This is a genomic window from Janthinobacterium sp. PSPC3-1 (genome assembly GCF_049896105.1).
Classification (GTDB): domain Bacteria; phylum Pseudomonadota; class Gammaproteobacteria; order Burkholderiales; family Burkholderiaceae_D; genus Janthinobacterium.
The window spans coordinates 90,685-107,048 of sequence record NZ_JAFCTQ010000010.1 but is presented as its reverse complement, the minus strand read 5'-3'; the positions used below and the strand labels follow the sequence as shown (position 1 = coordinate 107,048).

General features: G+C 63.8%; 23 protein-coding genes. 10 read left to right on the top strand and 13 right to left on the bottom strand.

What is annotated here, in order from left to right; all coding sequences use genetic code 11:
* Positions 1-27 precede the first annotated feature (27 nt).
* The 5 genes from ACP7B7_RS13135 to ACP7B7_RS13115 all read right to left on the bottom strand — a co-directional run bounded on the left by ACP7B7_RS13135 (position 28) and on the right by ACP7B7_RS13115 (position 2,659).
* Positions 28-177 (bottom strand): hypothetical protein, encoded by a 150-nt coding sequence (locus tag ACP7B7_RS13135; protein ID WP_426076943.1) that lies wholly within the window; start codon positions 175-177, stop codon positions 28-30.
* Entirely contained in the window at positions 171-359 is a 189-nt protein-coding gene (locus ACP7B7_RS13130; RefSeq protein ID WP_426076942.1) for a hypothetical protein, read from the bottom strand. Before ACP7B7_RS13130 ends, ACP7B7_RS13135 begins: the two co-directional genes overlap by 7 nt.
* Position 360: 1 nt before the next feature.
* Positions 361-648 (bottom strand): type II toxin-antitoxin system Phd/YefM family antitoxin, encoded by a 288-nt coding sequence (locus tag ACP7B7_RS13125; RefSeq protein WP_308921334.1) that lies wholly within the window; start codon positions 646-648, stop codon positions 361-363.
* A 64-nt stretch (positions 649-712) separates the two neighbouring features.
* Positions 713-1,708, bottom strand: coding sequence for a sensor domain-containing diguanylate cyclase (locus ACP7B7_RS13120; RefSeq protein WP_308921333.1), 996 nt, complete (start codon positions 1,706-1,708; stop codon positions 713-715).
* 99 nt (positions 1,709-1,807) lie between these two features.
* The gene (locus ACP7B7_RS13115; protein ID WP_426076941.1) at positions 1,808-2,659 is read right to left on the bottom strand and encodes a sensor histidine kinase; all 852 of its coding nucleotides are present in this window, start codon (positions 2,657-2,659) and stop codon (positions 1,808-1,810) included.
* 277 nt (positions 2,660-2,936) lie between these two features.
* On the opposite strand from ACP7B7_RS13115, the gene queE reads away from it, so the two are divergent.
* From queE to ACP7B7_RS13070, 9 genes are all read left to right on the top strand, one after another.
* On the top strand, positions 2,937-3,572 hold the full coding sequence (gene queE / locus ACP7B7_RS13110; protein ID WP_308921331.1) for a 7-carboxy-7-deazaguanine synthase: 636 nt from the start codon (positions 2,937-2,939) through the stop codon (positions 3,570-3,572).
* Between the two features lie 10 nt (positions 3,573-3,582).
* Positions 3,583-4,029, top strand: a complete 447-nt coding sequence (queD, locus tag ACP7B7_RS13105; protein WP_035819191.1) for a 6-carboxytetrahydropterin synthase QueD — start codon at positions 3,583-3,585, stop codon at positions 4,027-4,029.
* Entirely contained in the window at positions 4,022-4,534 is a 513-nt protein-coding gene (gene tadA, locus ACP7B7_RS13100; protein ID WP_426076940.1) for a tRNA adenosine(34) deaminase TadA, read from the top strand. Before queD ends, tadA begins: the two co-directional genes overlap by 8 nt.
* Positions 4,535-4,735: 201 nt before the next feature.
* On the top strand, positions 4,736-6,616 hold the full coding sequence (locus ACP7B7_RS13095) for a TonB-dependent receptor domain-containing protein (RefSeq protein ID WP_426076939.1): 1,881 nt from the start codon (positions 4,736-4,738) through the stop codon (positions 6,614-6,616).
* Positions 6,617-6,664: 48 nt separating this feature from the next.
* Entirely contained in the window at positions 6,665-7,114 is a 450-nt protein-coding gene (locus ACP7B7_RS13090; RefSeq protein ID WP_426076938.1) for a hypothetical protein, read from the top strand.
* Positions 7,115-7,180: 66 nt separating this feature from the next.
* Positions 7,181-8,344: a hemin-degrading factor gene (locus tag ACP7B7_RS13085; protein ID WP_426076937.1), complete on the top strand. Its 1,164-nt coding sequence runs from the start codon at positions 7,181-7,183 to the stop codon at positions 8,342-8,344.
* Between the two features lie 80 nt (positions 8,345-8,424).
* Positions 8,425-9,342, top strand: a complete 918-nt coding sequence (locus tag ACP7B7_RS13080; protein WP_308921327.1) for an alpha/beta fold hydrolase — start codon at positions 8,425-8,427, stop codon at positions 9,340-9,342.
* A 34-nt stretch (positions 9,343-9,376) separates the two neighbouring features.
* Entirely contained in the window at positions 9,377-10,300 is a 924-nt protein-coding gene (gene ldcA, locus ACP7B7_RS13075; RefSeq protein ID WP_308921326.1) for a muramoyltetrapeptide carboxypeptidase, read from the top strand.
* On the top strand, positions 10,297-11,469 hold the full coding sequence (locus ACP7B7_RS13070) for a DUF418 domain-containing protein (RefSeq protein WP_426076936.1): 1,173 nt from the start codon (positions 10,297-10,299) through the stop codon (positions 11,467-11,469). The genes ldcA and ACP7B7_RS13070 overlap by 4 nt, the downstream gene beginning before the upstream one ends.
* A 3-nt stretch (positions 11,470-11,472) precedes the next feature.
* Here the strand turns inward: ACP7B7_RS13070 and ACP7B7_RS13065 are convergent, their stop codons facing one another.
* Positions 11,473-12,192, bottom strand: coding sequence for an SOS response-associated peptidase family protein (locus ACP7B7_RS13065; RefSeq protein ID WP_426076935.1), 720 nt, complete (start codon positions 12,190-12,192; stop codon positions 11,473-11,475).
* A 69-nt stretch (positions 12,193-12,261) separates the two neighbouring features.
* Between ACP7B7_RS13065 and ACP7B7_RS13060 the strand changes: the two genes are divergently transcribed.
* Positions 12,262-12,552 carry a hypothetical protein gene (locus ACP7B7_RS13060; RefSeq protein ID WP_308921323.1) on the top strand — a complete coding sequence of 97 codons (291 nt, stop codon included), beginning with the start codon at positions 12,262-12,264 and terminating at the stop codon, positions 12,550-12,552.
* Positions 12,553-12,558: 6 nt separating this feature from the next.
* On the opposite strand, the gene ACP7B7_RS13055 is transcribed toward ACP7B7_RS13060, so the two are convergent.
* From ACP7B7_RS13055 to ACP7B7_RS13025, 7 genes are all read right to left on the bottom strand, one after another.
* Positions 12,559-12,810, bottom strand: coding sequence for a hypothetical protein (locus tag ACP7B7_RS13055; protein ID WP_426076934.1), 252 nt, complete (start codon positions 12,808-12,810; stop codon positions 12,559-12,561).
* Positions 12,811-12,865: 55 nt separating this feature from the next.
* Positions 12,866-13,072 (bottom strand): hypothetical protein, encoded by a 207-nt coding sequence (locus ACP7B7_RS13050; RefSeq protein ID WP_426076933.1) that lies wholly within the window; start codon positions 13,070-13,072, stop codon positions 12,866-12,868.
* Positions 13,073-13,150: 78 nt separating this feature from the next.
* Positions 13,151-13,384 (bottom strand): DUF2158 domain-containing protein, encoded by a 234-nt coding sequence (locus ACP7B7_RS13045; protein ID WP_426076932.1) that lies wholly within the window; start codon positions 13,382-13,384, stop codon positions 13,151-13,153.
* 131 nt (positions 13,385-13,515) lie between these two features.
* A complete protein-coding gene (mntP, locus tag ACP7B7_RS13040) occupies positions 13,516-14,088 on the bottom strand; it encodes a manganese efflux pump MntP (protein WP_308921319.1) in 573 nt (190 codons plus the stop codon).
* Positions 14,089-14,147: 59 nt separating this feature from the next.
* Complete coding sequence (locus ACP7B7_RS13035; protein WP_426076931.1) at positions 14,148-14,993, bottom strand: undecaprenyl-diphosphate phosphatase; 846 nt, start codon at positions 14,991-14,993, stop codon at positions 14,148-14,150.
* A 67-nt stretch (positions 14,994-15,060) separates the two neighbouring features.
* Positions 15,061-15,912: an alpha/beta hydrolase gene (locus ACP7B7_RS13030; RefSeq protein ID WP_426076930.1), complete on the bottom strand. Its 852-nt coding sequence runs from the start codon at positions 15,910-15,912 to the stop codon at positions 15,061-15,063.
* 38 nt (positions 15,913-15,950) lie between these two features.
* Positions 15,951-16,316, bottom strand: a complete 366-nt coding sequence (locus ACP7B7_RS13025) for a hypothetical protein (RefSeq protein WP_426076929.1) — start codon at positions 16,314-16,316, stop codon at positions 15,951-15,953.
* Between the last annotated feature and the right edge of the window lie 48 nt (positions 16,317-16,364).

Here is a 16,364-nt window from a genome sequence, read left to right as displayed (position 1 = left end):
TGTCGTGCATAGGGGAAGCCGAGCGTGTCAAAAGCCGGGGCGCAGTATGCGGTTGGTCAGGTGTTCGAGGAAGTTGCGCTGGGTGAGCAGGAACATGCGGATATAAATCGTTTCGCCGGCCTGCTCATGGTGATACACGACGCGCACCTGCTCGCACATGCGCTGGCGTATCAGCATGCCGACGGCAGTGGCTTCGGTGACGGGTGCGCCGCTGTCGGGAGACTGTTCAGGTCCGTCAGCAAGGTTTTGAAGGAGTCCCTGAATGCCGCACAGGCTGGCGCGCCATGACGGGCCTTGAAGTCATGGCACAGTTCCTTGAAGTCCAGCTCGGCACTTTTCAGCATGACGATGCGGGTCATGTCAATCCTGGTCGAGCCGGGCCAGGAAATCGTCTTCCGTCACGGTGTCGCCGCGCGCGATGTCGGCATTGCCCATGGCGATCAGCTTCATGAACGCATGCTGTTCACGCAATTGCCGCAAATGGCGCTTGTTTTCCTGGTAGGCGTGCATGGACAGCGCCACCATCTTGGCTTCGCCATTTTGCGTGATGATGATGGGATCATGCTGGCCACTATCGAAACCGCTGACGATCTCGGTCGTATTGGCTTTTAAATAGGAAATGGGTTTGATGCGTTCGGTGGCGTCCATGCTGGCTCCCATCATGATTGGGTTGATGCGACCAAATATATATCAAATTTGGTCTTGTGGCATGTCAGCAGCTTGCCACTTCAGGCAAACTGATGCGATTGCGGCCCAGGTGCTTGGCGCGGTACAGCGCGCTGTCGGCCGTATGGATCAGTTGCGCCGGTTCCGTGCCAACGCCGGGCAGGGCGGTGGCCGCGCCGATGCTGACGGTCACGCACGGCGTGCCGGCATGGTCGCTTGGCAACCGCAGCCGCTCCACGCGATGGCGTATGCGCTCGGCCACGATGGCGGCGCCTTTCAGGGACTGGTTTGGCAGGATCACGGCGAACTCTTCGCCGCCGTAGCGTGCCACCAGGTCGTTGCTGCGCATCTCGCTGGCCACCGCGCCGGCCACCCTGCGCAGGCAATCGTCGCCCTTCATGTGGCCGTGGCTGTCGTTGTATTGCTTGAAATTGTCGACGTCGACCATCAGCAGGGACAAGGGCAGTTGCTGGCGCTGGGCGCGTTGCCATTCCGCCTGCACGGTGTCGTCGAAACAGCGGCGGTTGGCCAGGCCCGTCAGGCCGTCGTGCATGGCCAGGCGTTCCAGCGCGGCCTGGGCGCGCTTCTCCTCGGTGATGTCGCGCAGGGTTTCCACCACGGCGATCAGCTCGCCATGCTTGCCATAGATGGGGCTGGCGTCCACCGCCAGGTAGCGGCGCCGGCCCGTGCGCGGCATGTCGCACCAGTTTTCGGCGCACAGGTTCTCGCCGGTGCCGCTGCGGCAGGACTGCTGGCCGGCAGGCACGGGCAGCGTGTTGCCGTGTCCGGCCAGCAGCAGGTCGGCCAGGGTCGGCCGCCGCTGCGCATAGAAGCAGCGCCAGTGCTGGTCGCCACCGAGCACCTCGGCGGCCGGCACGCCCGTCAGCTGTTCGCAGGCGCGGTTCCAGATCATGATCTTGCCGTGGGCATCGAGGACAAAGGTCGGTACGACCAGCATTTCCATCATCTTGACGGCAAAATCATGCGATGCGGCATAAGGCGCTGCTGGCGCCGCATGCATGCTTGCGTGGGTGTCCGGCATGGGTGCTTCCTTGCGTGAGGTGGTGGCGGGAGTGGGCAGGGGTTAATGATGCAGTGCGGCAAGTAATAGATATTGATAAATGGCAATAAATAGCCATCGTCAAGCGACTCGGACCGGCGCTGCGCCTTGCCCGGCCAGCATCGGCAGCGACAGCTGCAAGGTGGTGCCGGCACCGACCCGGCTGGCGAGGCGCAGCACGCCGCCCGCTTCCTGCAGGCGTTCTTCCATGCCGGCCAGTCCACAGCCGGTGCGCGCCGTCACGTCGCGCATGCCGATGCCATTGTCGGCGATATACAGTTGCAGCAAGCTGCCCTGGCATTGCAGGCGCACCTGCACCTGCGTGGCCTGCGCATGGCGCGCGATATTGGCCAGCGCTTCCTGCAGTGCGCGGTACAGCACGGTTTCATGCAAGCCCAGGCTGGCCTGGTGTGCATCGGCCAGCACGAAGGCGTGTTTGACGGGAATGCCGGTGGCGCGCGTGAACTCCGCCAGCAGTTGACGCAGGGCGGCTTGCGGACCCTGCTCCAGCGCTGGAGGGCGCAGGCCGGCGATCACGCAGCGCAAGGCCGCGATGCTCTTGTCGATATTGCCGGCCATGAACTGCATGGTGTGGGCCAGGCGGCTGGTGGTGCCGTCGGCATGGGCCTGCAAGCTGGCGACATCCATTTTGAGCGTCAGCAGATACTGGCCCAGGTCATCGTGCAAGTCGCGCGCCAGGCGGCGGCGCTCCCGGGCCTGGATGTGTTGCCGGTCAGCGGCCATCTGGTCAAGCTGGCGACGGGCCAGATGCAGCGCGTGTTCCGCTCGCTGCAGCGTTACCTGGTCGTCCTGCATTTGCGCGTACAGCTCACGCAGGCGCCACAGCAGCAGCAGGGCGATCACGCCCAGCAGCACGGCGCACGCGCTGAGCAGGTTGACAAGGTGGTTCGCGGACTCGCTGGCGGCAGGCATGCAGTTCCCCGGGCGCAAGGTGTTTTCCATTCGGCAATATCATTAATTAAAAATACAGTTGCGGGAAGCGGCCCGGTTTGCGCCGGCGCAAACCGGGCGCAAAATGCTGCACTGCAGGTGGCGAGTGTTGTTTCCGTGCCCAGGCCATGGCCGGCACGGCGTTTGCACGGGAAGCGCCGCGCCAGCTTATAATAGAGGGTTGTCAATCGGCTTTTGCGGCCCAGGCCAGGTTTGCCCGCCCATGCGCGAGGGCGCCGGCCCGCTCTTAGGAAATACAGTGACTTATAGCATCAAAGAGATTTTTTACACCCTGCAGGGCGAAGGTGCGCATGCGGGCCGTCCCGCCGTGTTCTGCCGCTTTTCGGGCTGCAACCTGTGGACCGGCCGCGAAAGCGACCGCGCCAGCGCCGTGTGCCAGTTCTGCGACACGGATTTCGTGGGCACCGACGGTGAACTGGGCGGCAAGTTCAAGACGCCGCAGGAACTGGCCGCGCTGATCGACAGCCTGTGGCCCACCAGCTACACCGCCAGCAAATACGTGGTGTTTACGGGCGGCGAGCCGCTGCTGCAACTCGATACCGCGCTGATCGCCGCCATGCACGCGGTCGGTTTCACGATTGCCATCGAAACCAATGGCACCTTGCCGGTGCCCGACGGCGTGGACTGGATCTGCGTCAGCCCGAAGATGGGTTCTACCCTGGTGGTGCACAAGGGCAACGAGATCAAGGTGGTGATCCCGCAATTCCAGCAAGACCTGGCCGCCTACGAACAGCTGGACTTCGAGAATTTCTATGTGCAAGCCATGGATGGCCTGCTGGCCGCGCAAAACATGAAGCTGGCCATCGAGACCTGCAAAAGCAATCCGAAATGGAAGCTGAGCCTGCAAACCCATAAACTCCTGCAAATACCTTAATAAAAACACTATGCTGACTATCACACGCAAGCTCGAATTCGACGCGGGCCACCGCATTCCCGACCATAAAAGCCAGTGCCGCAACCTGCACGGCCACCGCTATACGGTGGAAATCACCCTGGTCGGCAAGGTCATCGAAGCCGAAGGCAATTCCGACAACGGCATGATCATGGACTTTTCCGACGTCAAGACGCTGGCCAAGCAACACCTGGTCGATGTCTGGGACCATGCCTTCCTGGTCTATGAAAAAGACACGGCCGTGCGCGACTTCCTGGCCAGCCTGCCCGACCATAAAACTGTCGTCATCGACCGCATTCCCACCGTGGAAAACCTGGCGCGCATCGCTTTCGAGATCCTGAAGGCGGCGTTTACCGACCATTTCGGCACCGGCTTGCACCTACACAAACTGGTGCTGCATGAAACCCCGAATTGCTGGGCTGAAGTGACCGATGACTGAAACGCCGGTGCCGGATACTGACCGTCACTACATGCGGCTGGCGCTGGACCAGGCGCAGCACGCCTGGGACCTGGGCGAAGTGCCGGTCGGCGCCGTCGTCGTCAAGGATGGCGAGGTGATCGCGGTGGGCTACAACCAGCCCATCGGCAAACATGATCCGACCGCGCACGCGGAAATCATGGCGTTGCGCGCGGCCTCGGAAAAGCTCGGCAACTACCGGCTGCCCGGCTGCGAGCTGTACGTGACGCTGGAGCCGTGCGTGATGTGCTCCGGCGCCATGCTGCATGCGCGTCTGTCGCGCGTGGTGTTCGGCGCCAGCGACCCCAAGACGGGCGCCTGCGGTTCGGTGCTGAACCTGTTCGACCAGCCGGCCCTGAATCACCAGACCGCGATTGTCGGCGGCGTGATGTCGGAAGAGTGCGGCGACTTCCTGCGGGCGTTTTTTGTCGAGCGCCGCCGGGCCCAGGCCGAGGCGCGCAAGCTTGCCGCTGCAAAAGCGGAATAAGCAGGGCAGGGTGACATGTAGTCACTCTGCAATTAATATTCTTTGATAACTGTTGCGAAATAACCTGTACGTGGACGATATCGCCATTCTCAAATGAGAATGATTCGTGTCACAGTATTGCTTCCCCTTTGCCAGCGAACTGCCCGCGCACCCATGATGCGCCCCGGTCTGAGCCAGCCTTTACTCTGACACCGGACCATCATGACTATCGTGCCACTGCAGCGTAGCGCTGCGCCTGTCGTATCCCAAGCTTTCCGTCCCGCCCGTCGTCCCAACCTGGTGCTGCGCGCCGCCTTGCTGGGCCTGTTTGCCGCGCCGCTGCTGCCGGCGCATGCCCAAACCGCCGCGCCGGTTGCCGTGAATGCCGGCACGGCCGCGCAGGAACCCTCGAAACTGCCGACCTTTCCGGAAATCGTCGTCAACTCGCGCCAGGAATACGAGCGCCGCGCCGGCAGCAAGACCGTGATCCGCAGCGAAGACCTGGAACGCCAGAACGTGACGGAAATGGGCGGCATCGTGCGCTACCAGCCGTTGATCAGCGCGCCGGTGGCCAACTCGGGCGGCGGCAATGTGTGGGATGGCGCCGGCAATACGGGCTACAACATCCGCGGCCTGGAAGGCAACCGGGTCAGCCTGGACGTCGACGGCATTGCGCTGCCCGATGCGGCGCCGAAGCCGGACGGCTCGACCCTGAACGCCTTTGGCACCGGCCGCGATTATTTTGATCCCGAAACGTTCCGCGAAGTGCGCATCGATTCGGGCACCACCGCCGTCAGCGGCGCCAGCCCGGGCCTGGGTGGCGGCGTCAGCTTTATTACCAAGTCGCCGGAAGACTACCTGGGCGAGGGGCAGGACACGTATGTCGGCTACAAATTCGGCCGCACCACCGCCAACCGCAGCAATGCGCATACCGTGACCGGCGCGGCCAAGATCGGCGCGACCCTGCAGGGCCTGGCGGTATATGTGCGCCGCGATGGCGACGCCACCGACAGCGCCGGCAGCACGCCGGTCAATCCGGACGACTGGCACTCGAACGCCTTGCTGTCCAAGCTGGTGTGGGCCTTGCCGGGCGAGCAGAAGCTGGACCTGACGATCGACATGTTCGAGCGCAAGAACAAGCGCGACGTCAACAACAAGATCACCGCCGCCAGCTATCCGGACGGCATCTTCCAGGATTCGACCACGCGCCGCACCCGGGTCAGCCTCGGCCACGACGTGGTGCTCAAGGACCTGGCACTGTTCGACCGCCTGACCTCGAAGGTCTACGTGCAGAAGTCGAAGATCGAGGACCACACCGACGCGCGCTATATCTCGCAACGGGTGCTGTACCAGCGCGCCATCGACACCAGTTTCAAGAATGACACCATCGGCCTGACCAGCGAAGCATTCAAGCAGGTCAATGAGGCCAATGCCCTGGTCTATGGCCTGCAGATCGAACAGAACCAGGCGCGCCGCCCATGGCTGGAAGACCGTACGGTGGTGGCCACCGGCGTGCACCAGATCACGCGCAAGAACCGCATGGCCGACATGGACAGCAGCAAGCTGGCGCTGTATGCGCGCGACGACTACACCTTCAGCCTGGGCGGCAAGAAGGCCGTGCTGACGCCGGGACTGCGCGTCGAACGCCGCACGCTGGATCCGAAAAACCTGCAGAACTATGTGATCGCCGTGCCGGCTGCGGCGAAGGAAATCCGCAAGGAAAGCGATACCACCGTCACGCCGAGCCTGGCCCTGTCGGTGGAAGTGCTGCCGCAGATCGACGCCTATGCCACGTTCAGCCGCGGCACGCGCTTGCCGACGGCGGCCGAGCGTACCGGCACCTATGATTCGTTCAGCTACACGGGCACCGGCACCGGTTACGCCGTGCTGGGCAACCCAAACCTGCGCAAGGAAACCAGCAACGCCTATGAACTGGGCGTCAAGGGCGATGTCGTGAAAGGCCTGGCGCTGCACGCTTCCGTCTACCGTACCGACTACAAGGACATGGTCGAATACGTGGGGCAGGACCCGGATCCGGTCAATTACCCCACCATCGTGCAAGGCCTGTTCCGTCCTGAAAATGTCGGCAACGCCCGCACCTGAGGCGGCGAGCTGGCGCTGCGCGCGCAACTGGGCGCGTTTGCGCCAGGTTTGCAAGGCTATCGGTTTGAGCTGGCCACCGGCGTGGCCAAGGGCCGCGCCACCAATAGCCAGACCGGTTTGCGCGACGGCCTGGCTTCGGTGGCGCCGGCCAAGACTGCCTTGACCTTCGGCTACGACCACGCGAACCAGCTGTTCGGCCTGGCGCTGACGGCCGTGCATGCGGACAGCAAGCAGGCGCCCAATGACGTGATTTCGGGCGTGACGACGGCCCGCTACAAGGTGCCGGCATATACCATCTTTGACCTGTCGACCTACTGGAACGTGCACAAGAACGCGAAGATCATCGTTGGCGTGTACAACCTGACGGACCGCAAGTACTGGGACTACGCCGCCTCGCGCACCTTGGCGGCCGGCACGTCGGCGGCCAACCTCAGCGAAATCCAGCGCTATGCCAAGCCGGGCCGTAATGTGGCGGCCAGCCTGAGCGTCAATTACTAAGCAGTTTTTCACCAGGAGCGGCGCTATCCGTGCCGCTCTTTTCTTGTTCAACAACATGGACTATTCATGACCTTATCCAAACTCGTTCTTTCCCTGCTAGGCAGCCTGCTGATCGCAAACGTTTCCTCAGCACAGGCCCCAGCCAACCTGGCGGAACGCTGGTCCACCTTGCGCACCGAGCAGCCCAAGCTGCAGATCCGCGATGCGGCGCGCGCCCTGGGCGCCTCGGAAGCGCAGCTGCTGGCGACCAATCTCGGCCAGGGCGTCACGCGCCTGCAGGCCGATGGCAACCAGCCGCGCGAAATCATGCGCGCCGCGCTGGACCTGGGCCTGGTGCAAGCCATCACGCGCAATGAAAACGGTGTGATCGAAACCACCGGCGTTGCCAGCAAATTCAAGCAGGCCGGCGACAAGTCGGACCAGACCGATGCCAAGCAGGATCCCGAAAAAGAAGCGCGCGAGCGCAATATCGCCGGCGGCTACCTGGGCGGCGCGATCGACCTGCGCTTTCACTTTGAAAACTGGAAATACGCGTTTGCCGTGGCCCAGCCGGGCCGCGACGGCAAGCTGTCGCGCAGCCTGCAATTTTTTGACGCCCAGGGCGACTCGGTACACAAGGTCTATGTGCGCAGCGAGGCGGGCGTGGCCGTGTTCGACCAGCTGGTGGCCACATTCCGCGCGCCGCAGCAGGACAGCCAGCTGAACGTGCTGGCCGCCGTGGCCAGGCCGGCGGAAAAGCCCGACGCCGAGGTCGACCTGAAGGAATTCCAGCTGGCCTGGAAAGAGATGACGGACGTGCACCAGTTTGCGCAAATCCTGCGTGAATTCAAACTCACCCGCGAACAGGCGCTGCGTTTGGCGCCGGCCGGCATGGTCGAACGCGTGACGCCGGAAGCGCTGCGCACCTTGCTCGACAAGGCGGCGAAAGACAAGGTCGCCATCATGGTCTTCCTCGGCAACCAGGGCCTGACGCAGATCTACAGTGGCAAGATAGCAAAAACCATGGCCGCCGGCGGTTTTTATAATGTGCTCGATCCCGACTTCAACCTGCATATCCGCGACACGGCCCTGCGCAGCGGCTGGGTCGTCAAGCGCGGCGGCGTGACCTCGATCGAGTTTTTCGACAAGGAAGGCACGCAGGTGCTGACCTTCTTCGGCGTGCGCGAGCGCGGCAAGCCGCAGCCGCAAGCGTGGAACGACCTGGCCGATAGCCTGCCGCGCGTCAAGTAATGCCGTTCCAGCCGTAAAATGCTATGCTGATCCCACGGCCGCGGCGCTGGTGCTCGCGGCCGTTGAACGGAAAGGCAATCATGGCAACTACCCAGGCCAACGGCCTCGATATCGCTTACGAAAGCCATGGCGATCCGCAAGACCCCTGCGTGCTGCTCATCATGGGCCTGGGCATGCAGCTGGTCGCCTGGCCAGACGCCTTTGTCGACGGCATCGTCGAACAGGGCTTTCGCGTGATCCGCTTCGACAACCGCGACGTCGGGCTGTCGAGCAAGATGACGCATGCCGGCAAGCCCAGCCTGCCACTGGCCTATCTGAAAAGCAAACTGGGCTGGCCTCTGAAAAGTTCCTATACGCTCGACGACATGGCCAACGATGCGCTGGGCCTGCTGTCGGCCCTGGGTATCGCCCAGGCCCACCTGGTCGGCGTGTCGATGGGCGGCATGATCGCGCAAGTGATGGCGGCGCGCGCCCCCGAGCGCGTGCCGAGCCTGGTGTCCATCATGTCGAGCAGCAGCCGGCGCGGCTTGCCTGGCCCGACCAGGGTGGCGCGTAATGCCTTGATGAAACGTCCGAAGGCGGACGCCAGCCAGGCCGAACTGGTGGCGCATATGGCTGCCACCGTGCGCGCCCTGGGCAGCCCCGCTTATCCCGTTGCCGACAAGGTGCTGCACCAGCGTATCGCGCTGGCGCTGGCCCGCGCCAACTGTCCCGATGGCGTGCTGCGCCAGATGGTGGCCATCGGCGCCTCGGGCGACCGGGTGGCCCTGCTGCCCACCATTGCCTGCCCGACCCTGGTGATACACGGCGCGGCCGACCCCTTGATCCCGCTCGCCTGCGGCATCGATACGGCCTCGCTGATTCCGGGCGCGCGGCTGGAAGTGATCGAAGGCATGGGCCACGACCTGCCGCCACAGCTGATCGAACGCATCCTCGCCTTGATCGATGTGCATCTGCACGGTAAGATGGCGCCCCAGATGCGCTCGCAGCCAGCCTGAGCGGAACACTCCTCCACTGTCCGGAACCACTATATTGAGTACTCCTGAAATCGGCATCGCCATCGTGGCGCCCGGCGGTTACGCGCCCGACGAGGCGGCGCTGGCGCGCGGCATCGCCCGCCTGCAGGCGCAAGGCGCCACCGTCCACAATTACTACGATCCGGCGCACAAGTTCCAGCGCTTCGGCGGCACGGAAGCAGGGCGCCTGGCGCAACTCAATGCCGCCGCGCAGGACCCCGAAGTGCAGGTGGTGCTGGCCTTGCGCGGCAGCTACGGTATCAGCCGCATCCTGCCCGAGATCGATTTCCAGGCCATGGCCGACAGCGGCAAGCTGTTTGTCGGCTACAGCGATTTCACGGCCTTCCACATGGGCCTGATGGCCAGGACCGGCCGCGCCAGTTTTGCCGGCCCCATGATCTGCGATGATTTTGTGCGCGACGAGCCGGAACAATTTACCCTGGACCAGCTGTGGTCCTGCCTGGCAGGTCCCACGCATACCGTCACGGGCGTATCGAATGGCAATCCCCAGGTCGATGTGCGTGGCAAGCTGTGGGGCGGCAACCTGGCCATGCTGGTGCATCTGCTGGGCACGCCGTATTTCCCCCAGATCGACGGCGGCATCCTGTTCCTGGAAGATGTCAACGAGCACCCCTACCGGGTCGAGCGCATGCTGCTGCAACTGCTGCATGCGGGCGTGCTTGGCCGCCAGCAAGCCGTGCTGCTGGGCGACTTTTCAGGCTATAAACTGGGGCCGATGGAGAACGGCTACGATTTCGAGGCCATGCTGGCCTATGTGCGTGGACACCTGCCCGTGCCGGTGCTGACGGGCCTGGAATTCGGCCATATCCGCCGCCGCGTGACCTTGCCGTTCGGCGGCCACGCGCACTTGCGCTCGAATGACGCCGGTTTCACCCTGCGGGTAGAGGATTATCCGACCCTGGCGCGCGCCAGCCGATGAGCGTGCGGCCGGGCCGGCTGGCGCAACTCGATGTGCTGCGCGGCATCGCCGTGTTCGGCATCCTGCTGGTCAATATATGGGGCTTTGCCTGGGGCACCTTGTCCTTGCGCTACGGCACCTTGCCCACACCGGCGCCATGGCTGGACCAGGCCGCCATCTTCCTGGTGGCGGCCTTTGCCGAGTTCAAGTTCTACCCCATCTTTGCCTTCCTGTTCGGCGCCGGCTTTGCGCTGCATACGCGCTCGCTCAGGCAGCAGCTGGGCAGCTGGCAGGCCGCGCAAGCTGCCTACCAGCGGCGGCTGCGCTGGCTGCTGCTGATCGGCCTGCTGCATGGTTTTTTGATCTGGAGCGGCGACGTGCTCAGTTCCTATGCGCTGGGCGGCATGCTGATCCTGTCGCTGGCATCCGCCAGGCTGGGCCGCGTCCGTAACCTGGCCTGGCTGCTGGCGGGCGGCTTCCTGCTGTTCATGGCCTTGCTGTATCCGGTCAGCCCCAGCATGACCGCGGATGACACCACGCGCCAGTTGCAGGAGTTTGCCGGCCGCTATGCCATCTATACCGAGGGCGGCCTGCTGGCGGTGGCGGCCCTGCGCGTGCGCGACTACGCCATGCAGATGCTGTTCGTGATCGTGATGCTGCCGCATGTCATCGTGCTGTTCTCGCTGGGCATCTTGTCGGTGCGCCTGGGCTGGCTGACCGAGCCGCGGCGCCATCGCCATGTGTGGCACCGCGTGCTCGCCGTTGGGCTGGGGCTGGGCTTGCCGTTCAACTTGTTGGCCGCCACGGTGCTGCTGCAGCAAACAATTGATCCATATCAAACAAACTACAACAGCACGCTGTTCGAGCTGCTGCTGTATGCAGGCGGGCCGCTGCTGGCGGCCGGCTATGTGGCGTCCTTGATGCTGGCCGGTCCCGCGCTGATGGCGGCGCTGGCGCGTTGGCTGGCGCCGGTCGGGCGCATGGCGCTCAGCAATTACCTGGCGCAGTCGCTGCTGGGCACCTTTTTGTTGCAAGGCTGGGGACTGGCATGGGGCGCGCGCCTGCGCCCGATCGAGATGCTGGCCCTGGCGCTGGCCATCATGGTGGCGCAAATAGTTATCAGCCGCTGCTGGCTGGCGCGTTTCAGGCAGGGGCCGGTCGAGGCGTTGTGGCGGCGCCTGGCGCGCTAGAGATCAGTCCGCATTCCAGTCGAACGATGCCTGTCCCGGGGGTGGCGCCGGCGTCTTTCTGGCGCGGGCCGCCGGCACCAGCGGGTTGTCGACCGCATGCCATGCGAACAGTTCGGCATCCAGCATGCAGGTGCGCGCCAGGTGCAGCGCTGCGTCCGGCGTCAGTGCGGGATTCAGCCAGCGGTGCGCGTCTTCGCAGCTGACGGCCACCGGCCGCCGGTCATGGATGTCGACCATGCCGCCCAGGCTGTCGGCCGTGATCAGCACGAACCCAGATTCCTCGCGGTGGTGCTTGAACGGGCCAAAGTGCGCCAGGACCAGCAGGAACAAGGGTTCGCGGTCGCGGCGGTGGATATGCCAGGGTTGCTTCGCGCCTTTTTCACCGGTCCATTCATACCAGCCGTGCACGCAGACGATGCCGCGCCCGTTGCGCAGCAAGGGTTTCCAATAGCTGCCGGCCAGTTTTTCCAGGCGGGCGTTGATGGCGATCGGGATTTTCTTCCTGCCCGGCGCCGGTTCGGCGGCGGTGGCCCAGGCGGGGCGGTAGCCCCAGAACACATCATCGACACGGCGTACGCCGTTTTCGATATGCATCACCGGGCGGTAGGTGCCGGGCGACACATTCAGGTGCGGTTCGGCCTCGCTGTCGAAGACAGCGTCGGTCCAGCCGAAACTGGCGGCCTGCGTGCGCGCCGTGTCGTTCTGATCAAATCGTCCACACATGGCGAAATCATACCCGATCCGGGCGTCAACCGGGTTCGCATGCGCGGAATGTGGGCAAGCGTACAGACCATGATGCTGCGTTGCGGCACACTGGAGTCAAGTCAGGTGGCTGACGTTTTTTTAGCGGAGGAAATTATGATGTCGTTGGAAAATCCCACCATCCACAAAGGATTCACCATCAGTGCAACCGCTTCCCAGCGCCGTGACGGCCGCTGGGTAGGCTCGTTCATCAGCCAGAATCATGCCTGCGGCGCGTATGAGGACACCTGCGATTATGATGATTGCAGCAACGAAAAAGAGGCGCAGCAAGTGGCCTTGTCCATCGGCTGGCGCCTGGCCGACAGCGCACCGATGCGTTGAGCCGGTTCAGCGCTGACGCTTGCGCCGCAAGGCGCACAGCAGGCAGACAAATGGCGCCAGCAGTGCCACCGGCAGCCTCACGGCCGGCTGCATGGCCAGGTCGGCGCCCACCACGTGCGGCAACAGCAGCAACAGCGGCACGCTGGGCAGGATGGCGGCGAGAAAAAACCAGTAGCCGGAATGGCCGTTCTTTTTGGCCAGCAAGGCGATCAGCGCGCAGGCGATCAGAAACACCAGCGGTACGTTCACATCTTCCATTCGTTCACTCAGGCAACCATATCAACGCGGCATTATAACCGCTGCCGCCAGGCGATCAACCGGCGCGTATGGCGCGGATCTGCAGCGCCGTTTCCTCGATTTCACGGTAGGCTTCCTGCACATAGCCTGACACCGGATGAGCATCCATCCACGCAAAACAAGCGGCCTCGTCATTCTTGATGGCAAACGGCAGATGGCGATCACGGATGGACTCGGCGGTTTCCCTGACCAGGGACGCAAACAGCAGTTCCAGCGTTTCCATGACAGTCTCCTCGCGGTGGTTCAACACAGAGTCATGAATCTAGCATGCGTGCAAGGGTGTCTGTGTGCGTTCGCGTACTTAACTGCCAGTCTGCTGGTCTTCGCGCGTATAGCGCCGCCGCTCGTAGCGCACGATGTCGAGCGCATATTCGGGATATGCCTGTTCGAACAGGAAATGGTCTTTTTCGTAGATGCAGAAGACGGCCAGCGGTTTGTCGTCTTGCGAGAAATAATTGTTATCGACACATACCACCGTCATGTCGGGGCCACCGCATTTGACCCGGACGATATCGCCTTCATTGAACTGATTCATGGTTGCTGCTTTCAGGGCGCTATGGCAGGACAATACAACAAGGCTGCCGTCTGTTGCGGCAGTGTCTGCATCATAATCGATGGCGGTGGTGCTGAACAGGGAAAGCTGGCAAGGAAAACTGGCAGAGGCGCTCAGGCAGCCGGGTGACCCAGGTGTTCGTACAGGATCAGGCAGCCGATCACGATCAGGATCAAACCACCTACCAGTTCGGCGCGCCGGCCGGCCACCGTGCCCAGCACGCGGCCCAGCATCACGCCGATGGTGACCATCACGAACGTGGAAAAGCCGATGGCGGCGGCCGTGACCAGGATATTGGCGCCCAGCAAAGCCAGGCCCGCGCCCACCACCATGGCGTCGATGCTGGTGGCAAAGCCGGTGACAGCCAGCACCCAGAAGGAATGGCTGCGTGCCGGTTCCTCTTCTTCTTCGGCATTGGACAAGGCATTGCGTATCATCAGCACGCCGATGATGCCCAGCAGGCTGAACGCCAGCCAGTGATCCCAGGCGGCCACGTAGGGCGCGGCCACGCGGCCCAGGGCCCAGCCGATCAGCGGCGTGATCGACTCGATCACGCCGAAGATCAGGCCGGTGCGCAGCGCCTCGCGCCATTGTGGCTTGTGCAGCGCGGCGCCCTTGCCGACGGCGGCGGCAAAGGCGTCGGTGGACATGGCGAGCGAGAGGGCGGCAGTGGCGGCAAAATTCATCGTTGGCTTTCAGTAATACCTGGCTGGGATGGACGGGCCCAAAACGGCCCGCCGCGATTTTACCCTACCCACAGCACTACTGCCGAGGCGGCCAGGCAATATACGCCAAACAAATGCCAGCGCCCCTGTTCCAGCCAGCGCGACAGCCAGCGCAGCGCCAGCAGCCCGGCCACAAAGGACAAACACATGCCCAGCAAGCTCGGCGCCAGCAGGTGCGCCAGGGGCGCGCCATGGCCGGCCGCGCCGGTGTTGACGGCCTGGTAAAAGCGCCAGCCTTCCTTGGCCAGCACGGCCGGCGTCAGCACCACCGCCAGCGCGAAGCTGAATTCCTCGGCGCGCCGCTGCGGCACGCCGACGGCGATCGCCGTGGAAATGGTGGCGCCGGAGCGCGAAAAGCCGCGAAATGGCAGACACAGGCCTTGCACCGCGCCGACCAGCATGGCGCGCGGCAAGGTCAACGCGCCATCGTGGCGCGCTTGCAGCCGCGACGACAGCATGATCAGCACGCCGGCGGCGGCCAGCGCGGCGGCCATCAGCCTGGCGTTGCCGAACAGGTGTTCGATCTCGAAGCCCGGCGTGCCGGCCATCACCACATGGGTGATCAGTTTCAGCAGGCCGTAGCCGACGATGCCCGTCATCAAGGTCGCCGCCGCCAGCAACAGCAGATTGCCGCGCAGGGCCGCGCCCGAGCTGAAATACGTCTTGCGCCATGAGGCCCAGAAATACACGATGACGGCGAACATGGTGCCGGTGTGCAGCATCACCAGCAGCATGGTCAGTTCGGGCGAGGTGGGATCGAGCCCCATCAGCTTTTCCGCCATGATGACGTGGGCGGAGCTCGATACGGGCAGCAGTTCGGCAAAGCCCTGGACAACGGAGAGGATAAACAGCTGCAATAAGGTCATGGAAATCCTTGCTGGGGGCGGGCCTGCATTTTACCGGCGCGGCCCTTCCCATGACCTGCGGCGACGATTACAGTTTGTCCATCTTCGGCGCAAATACGGCGCGAAAGGCCTTCAGGGCGGCGGGGTGGTAAATCGTGCCATGGCTTTCCTGCGGCATGCTTTCCACCTGCCAGTCCAGCCCCTTGGGCGCGGACTGTGTCAGCACCGTGGCCAGGCGTTGCACTTCGCTGGCAATGCCCGCTTCGTTGCTGCTGGCGATATACAGACTATGTTTGCTGCCGCCTTGCTTGGCCAGCAGCGCGGCGGCCTGGCTGGGCAGAAACCCGCGGTTCCACCACAGGCTGGGGTCGAACGCCAGGTAATGGTCGAACAGCTGCGGTTCGAGCAGCAAGGTTTCCACCACAAACAGGCCCGCCAGCGATTCGCCGACGATGGCCGTTTCACCGGTGCCACGGTAGCGCTGGCGCACCTGCGGCATCAGTTCGTCGCGGATAAAGCTGCGGTAGGCCGCCGCGCCACCGACCACCGGCGCGATGGCGCGGTCCTTGGCATCCTCGGTGGGGCCCGTCAGGTCGCGCCGGCGCTGGGTGTTTGCCATGCCGACCAGCCGGAACGGGCGCATGGTGCCGTTCGCCACCGACACCTGCAGCAGGCCGGCGATGTGCAGGAAATCCTCCGCGATGCCGCCGTCGGGCATGTACAGCACCGGCAGTGGCGCGTCCGGCGGCGTATCCCAGGCGCGCGCCGCATACACATTGATATGGCGCGTTTCGCCCAGCACGGTCGAGGCGATGGTAAAGCTCTCGCCGATGACCAGCGGCGTGGCGGCGGGCAGTGCTGGTTCAATGGCGGTGGCGGCAGGCGCCGTGATGCACAGCAGCGCGCTGAACAGCAAGTGGCAAGGATGGAATCGTGGCATGGGGTCTCGACTGGTTAAGTGATGGGAATGACGAAATGTCAGCGCTGTTTCGCCGCCGCCTGACGCAGCGCCTTCGCTTCCCGCTTGTTGGGGACATGCGGGCGCTTGGCCAGTTCGGCCTTCAGTGCGGCAATTGCGGCGCCAAACTCCTGCTGCGCCTGGACCTCGGTAGCGCCGGCGTAATGCAGCAGGTTGGACTGCGCGGCGCGCAGCCTGCGCAGCCGGGCCAGCAATTGGCGCACATGCCGGCCAGGCAAATTCGCGGCCAGCATGTCGGCGGCCAGTGCGCCGGGCACATGGCCCGGTTCCAGCAGGCGCAGCAGGGCCAGGCGCCGTGCCGCATCCTGGTCTGGCGGAATATCGAAAATTGGCATCTGTGTAATATTGCTTTTGGTGCTAGTCATCTGCCGCATTGTATCCGCAAGCGCCATCCCGGTCGATTGCCCCTGCAA

What these genes read in the sequence shown, in the direction of transcription:
- ACP7B7_RS13060 (WP_308921323.1), top strand. Translation starts at nt 12,262, where the DNA reads ATGATGCTGCGTTGCGGCACACTGGAGTCAAGTCAGGTGGCTGACGTT.
- ACP7B7_RS13025 (WP_426076929.1), bottom strand. Translation starts at nt 16,316, where the DNA reads ATGACTAGCACCAAAAGCAATATTACACAGATGCCAATTTTCGATATT.
- ACP7B7_RS13050 (WP_426076933.1), bottom strand. Translation starts at nt 13,072, where the DNA reads ATGGAAACGCTGGAACTGCTGTTTGCGTCCCTGGTCAGGGAAACCGCC.
- ACP7B7_RS13125 (WP_308921334.1), bottom strand. Translation starts at nt 648, where the DNA reads ATGGACGCCACCGAACGCATCAAACCCATTTCCTATTTAAAAGCCAAT.
- ACP7B7_RS13035 (WP_426076931.1), bottom strand. Translation starts at nt 14,993, where the DNA reads ATGACCTTATTGCAGCTGTTTATCCTCTCCGTTGTCCAGGGCTTTGCC.
- tadA (WP_426076940.1), top strand. Translation starts at nt 4,022, where the DNA reads ATGACTGAAACGCCGGTGCCGGATACTGACCGTCACTACATGCGGCTG.
- ACP7B7_RS13030 (WP_426076930.1), bottom strand. Translation starts at nt 15,912, where the DNA reads ATGCCACGATTCCATCCTTGCCACTTGCTGTTCAGCGCGCTGCTGTGC.
- ACP7B7_RS13080 (WP_308921327.1), top strand. Translation starts at nt 8,425, where the DNA reads ATGGCAACTACCCAGGCCAACGGCCTCGATATCGCTTACGAAAGCCAT.
- ACP7B7_RS13065 (WP_426076935.1), bottom strand. Translation starts at nt 12,192, where the DNA reads ATGTGTGGACGATTTGATCAGAACGACACGGCGCGCACGCAGGCCGCC.
- ACP7B7_RS13095 (WP_426076939.1), top strand. Translation starts at nt 4,736, where the DNA reads ATGACTATCGTGCCACTGCAGCGTAGCGCTGCGCCTGTCGTATCCCAA.
- ACP7B7_RS13115 (WP_426076941.1), bottom strand. Translation starts at nt 2,659, where the DNA reads ATGCCTGCCGCCAGCGAGTCCGCGAACCACCTTGTCAACCTGCTCAGC.
- ACP7B7_RS13130 (WP_426076942.1), bottom strand. Translation starts at nt 359, where the DNA reads ATGACCCGCATCGTCATGCTGAAAAGTGCCGAGCTGGACTTCAAGGAA.
- queD (WP_035819191.1), top strand. Translation starts at nt 3,583, where the DNA reads ATGCTGACTATCACACGCAAGCTCGAATTCGACGCGGGCCACCGCATT.
- mntP (WP_308921319.1), bottom strand. Translation starts at nt 14,088, where the DNA reads ATGAATTTTGCCGCCACTGCCGCCCTCTCGCTCGCCATGTCCACCGAC.
- ACP7B7_RS13055 (WP_426076934.1), bottom strand. Translation starts at nt 12,810, where the DNA reads ATGGAAGATGTGAACGTACCGCTGGTGTTTCTGATCGCCTGCGCGCTG.
- ACP7B7_RS13045 (WP_426076932.1), bottom strand. Translation starts at nt 13,384, where the DNA reads ATGAATCAGTTCAATGAAGGCGATATCGTCCGGGTCAAATGCGGTGGC.
- ACP7B7_RS13070 (WP_426076936.1), top strand. Translation starts at nt 10,297, where the DNA reads ATGAGCGTGCGGCCGGGCCGGCTGGCGCAACTCGATGTGCTGCGCGGC.
- ACP7B7_RS13120 (WP_308921333.1), bottom strand. Translation starts at nt 1,708, where the DNA reads ATGCCGGACACCCACGCAAGCATGCATGCGGCGCCAGCAGCGCCTTAT.
- ACP7B7_RS13135 (WP_426076943.1), bottom strand. Translation starts at nt 177, where the DNA reads ATGCTGATACGCCAGCGCATGTGCGAGCAGGTGCGCGTCGTGTATCAC.
- ACP7B7_RS13085 (WP_426076937.1), top strand. Translation starts at nt 7,181, where the DNA reads ATGACCTTATCCAAACTCGTTCTTTCCCTGCTAGGCAGCCTGCTGATC.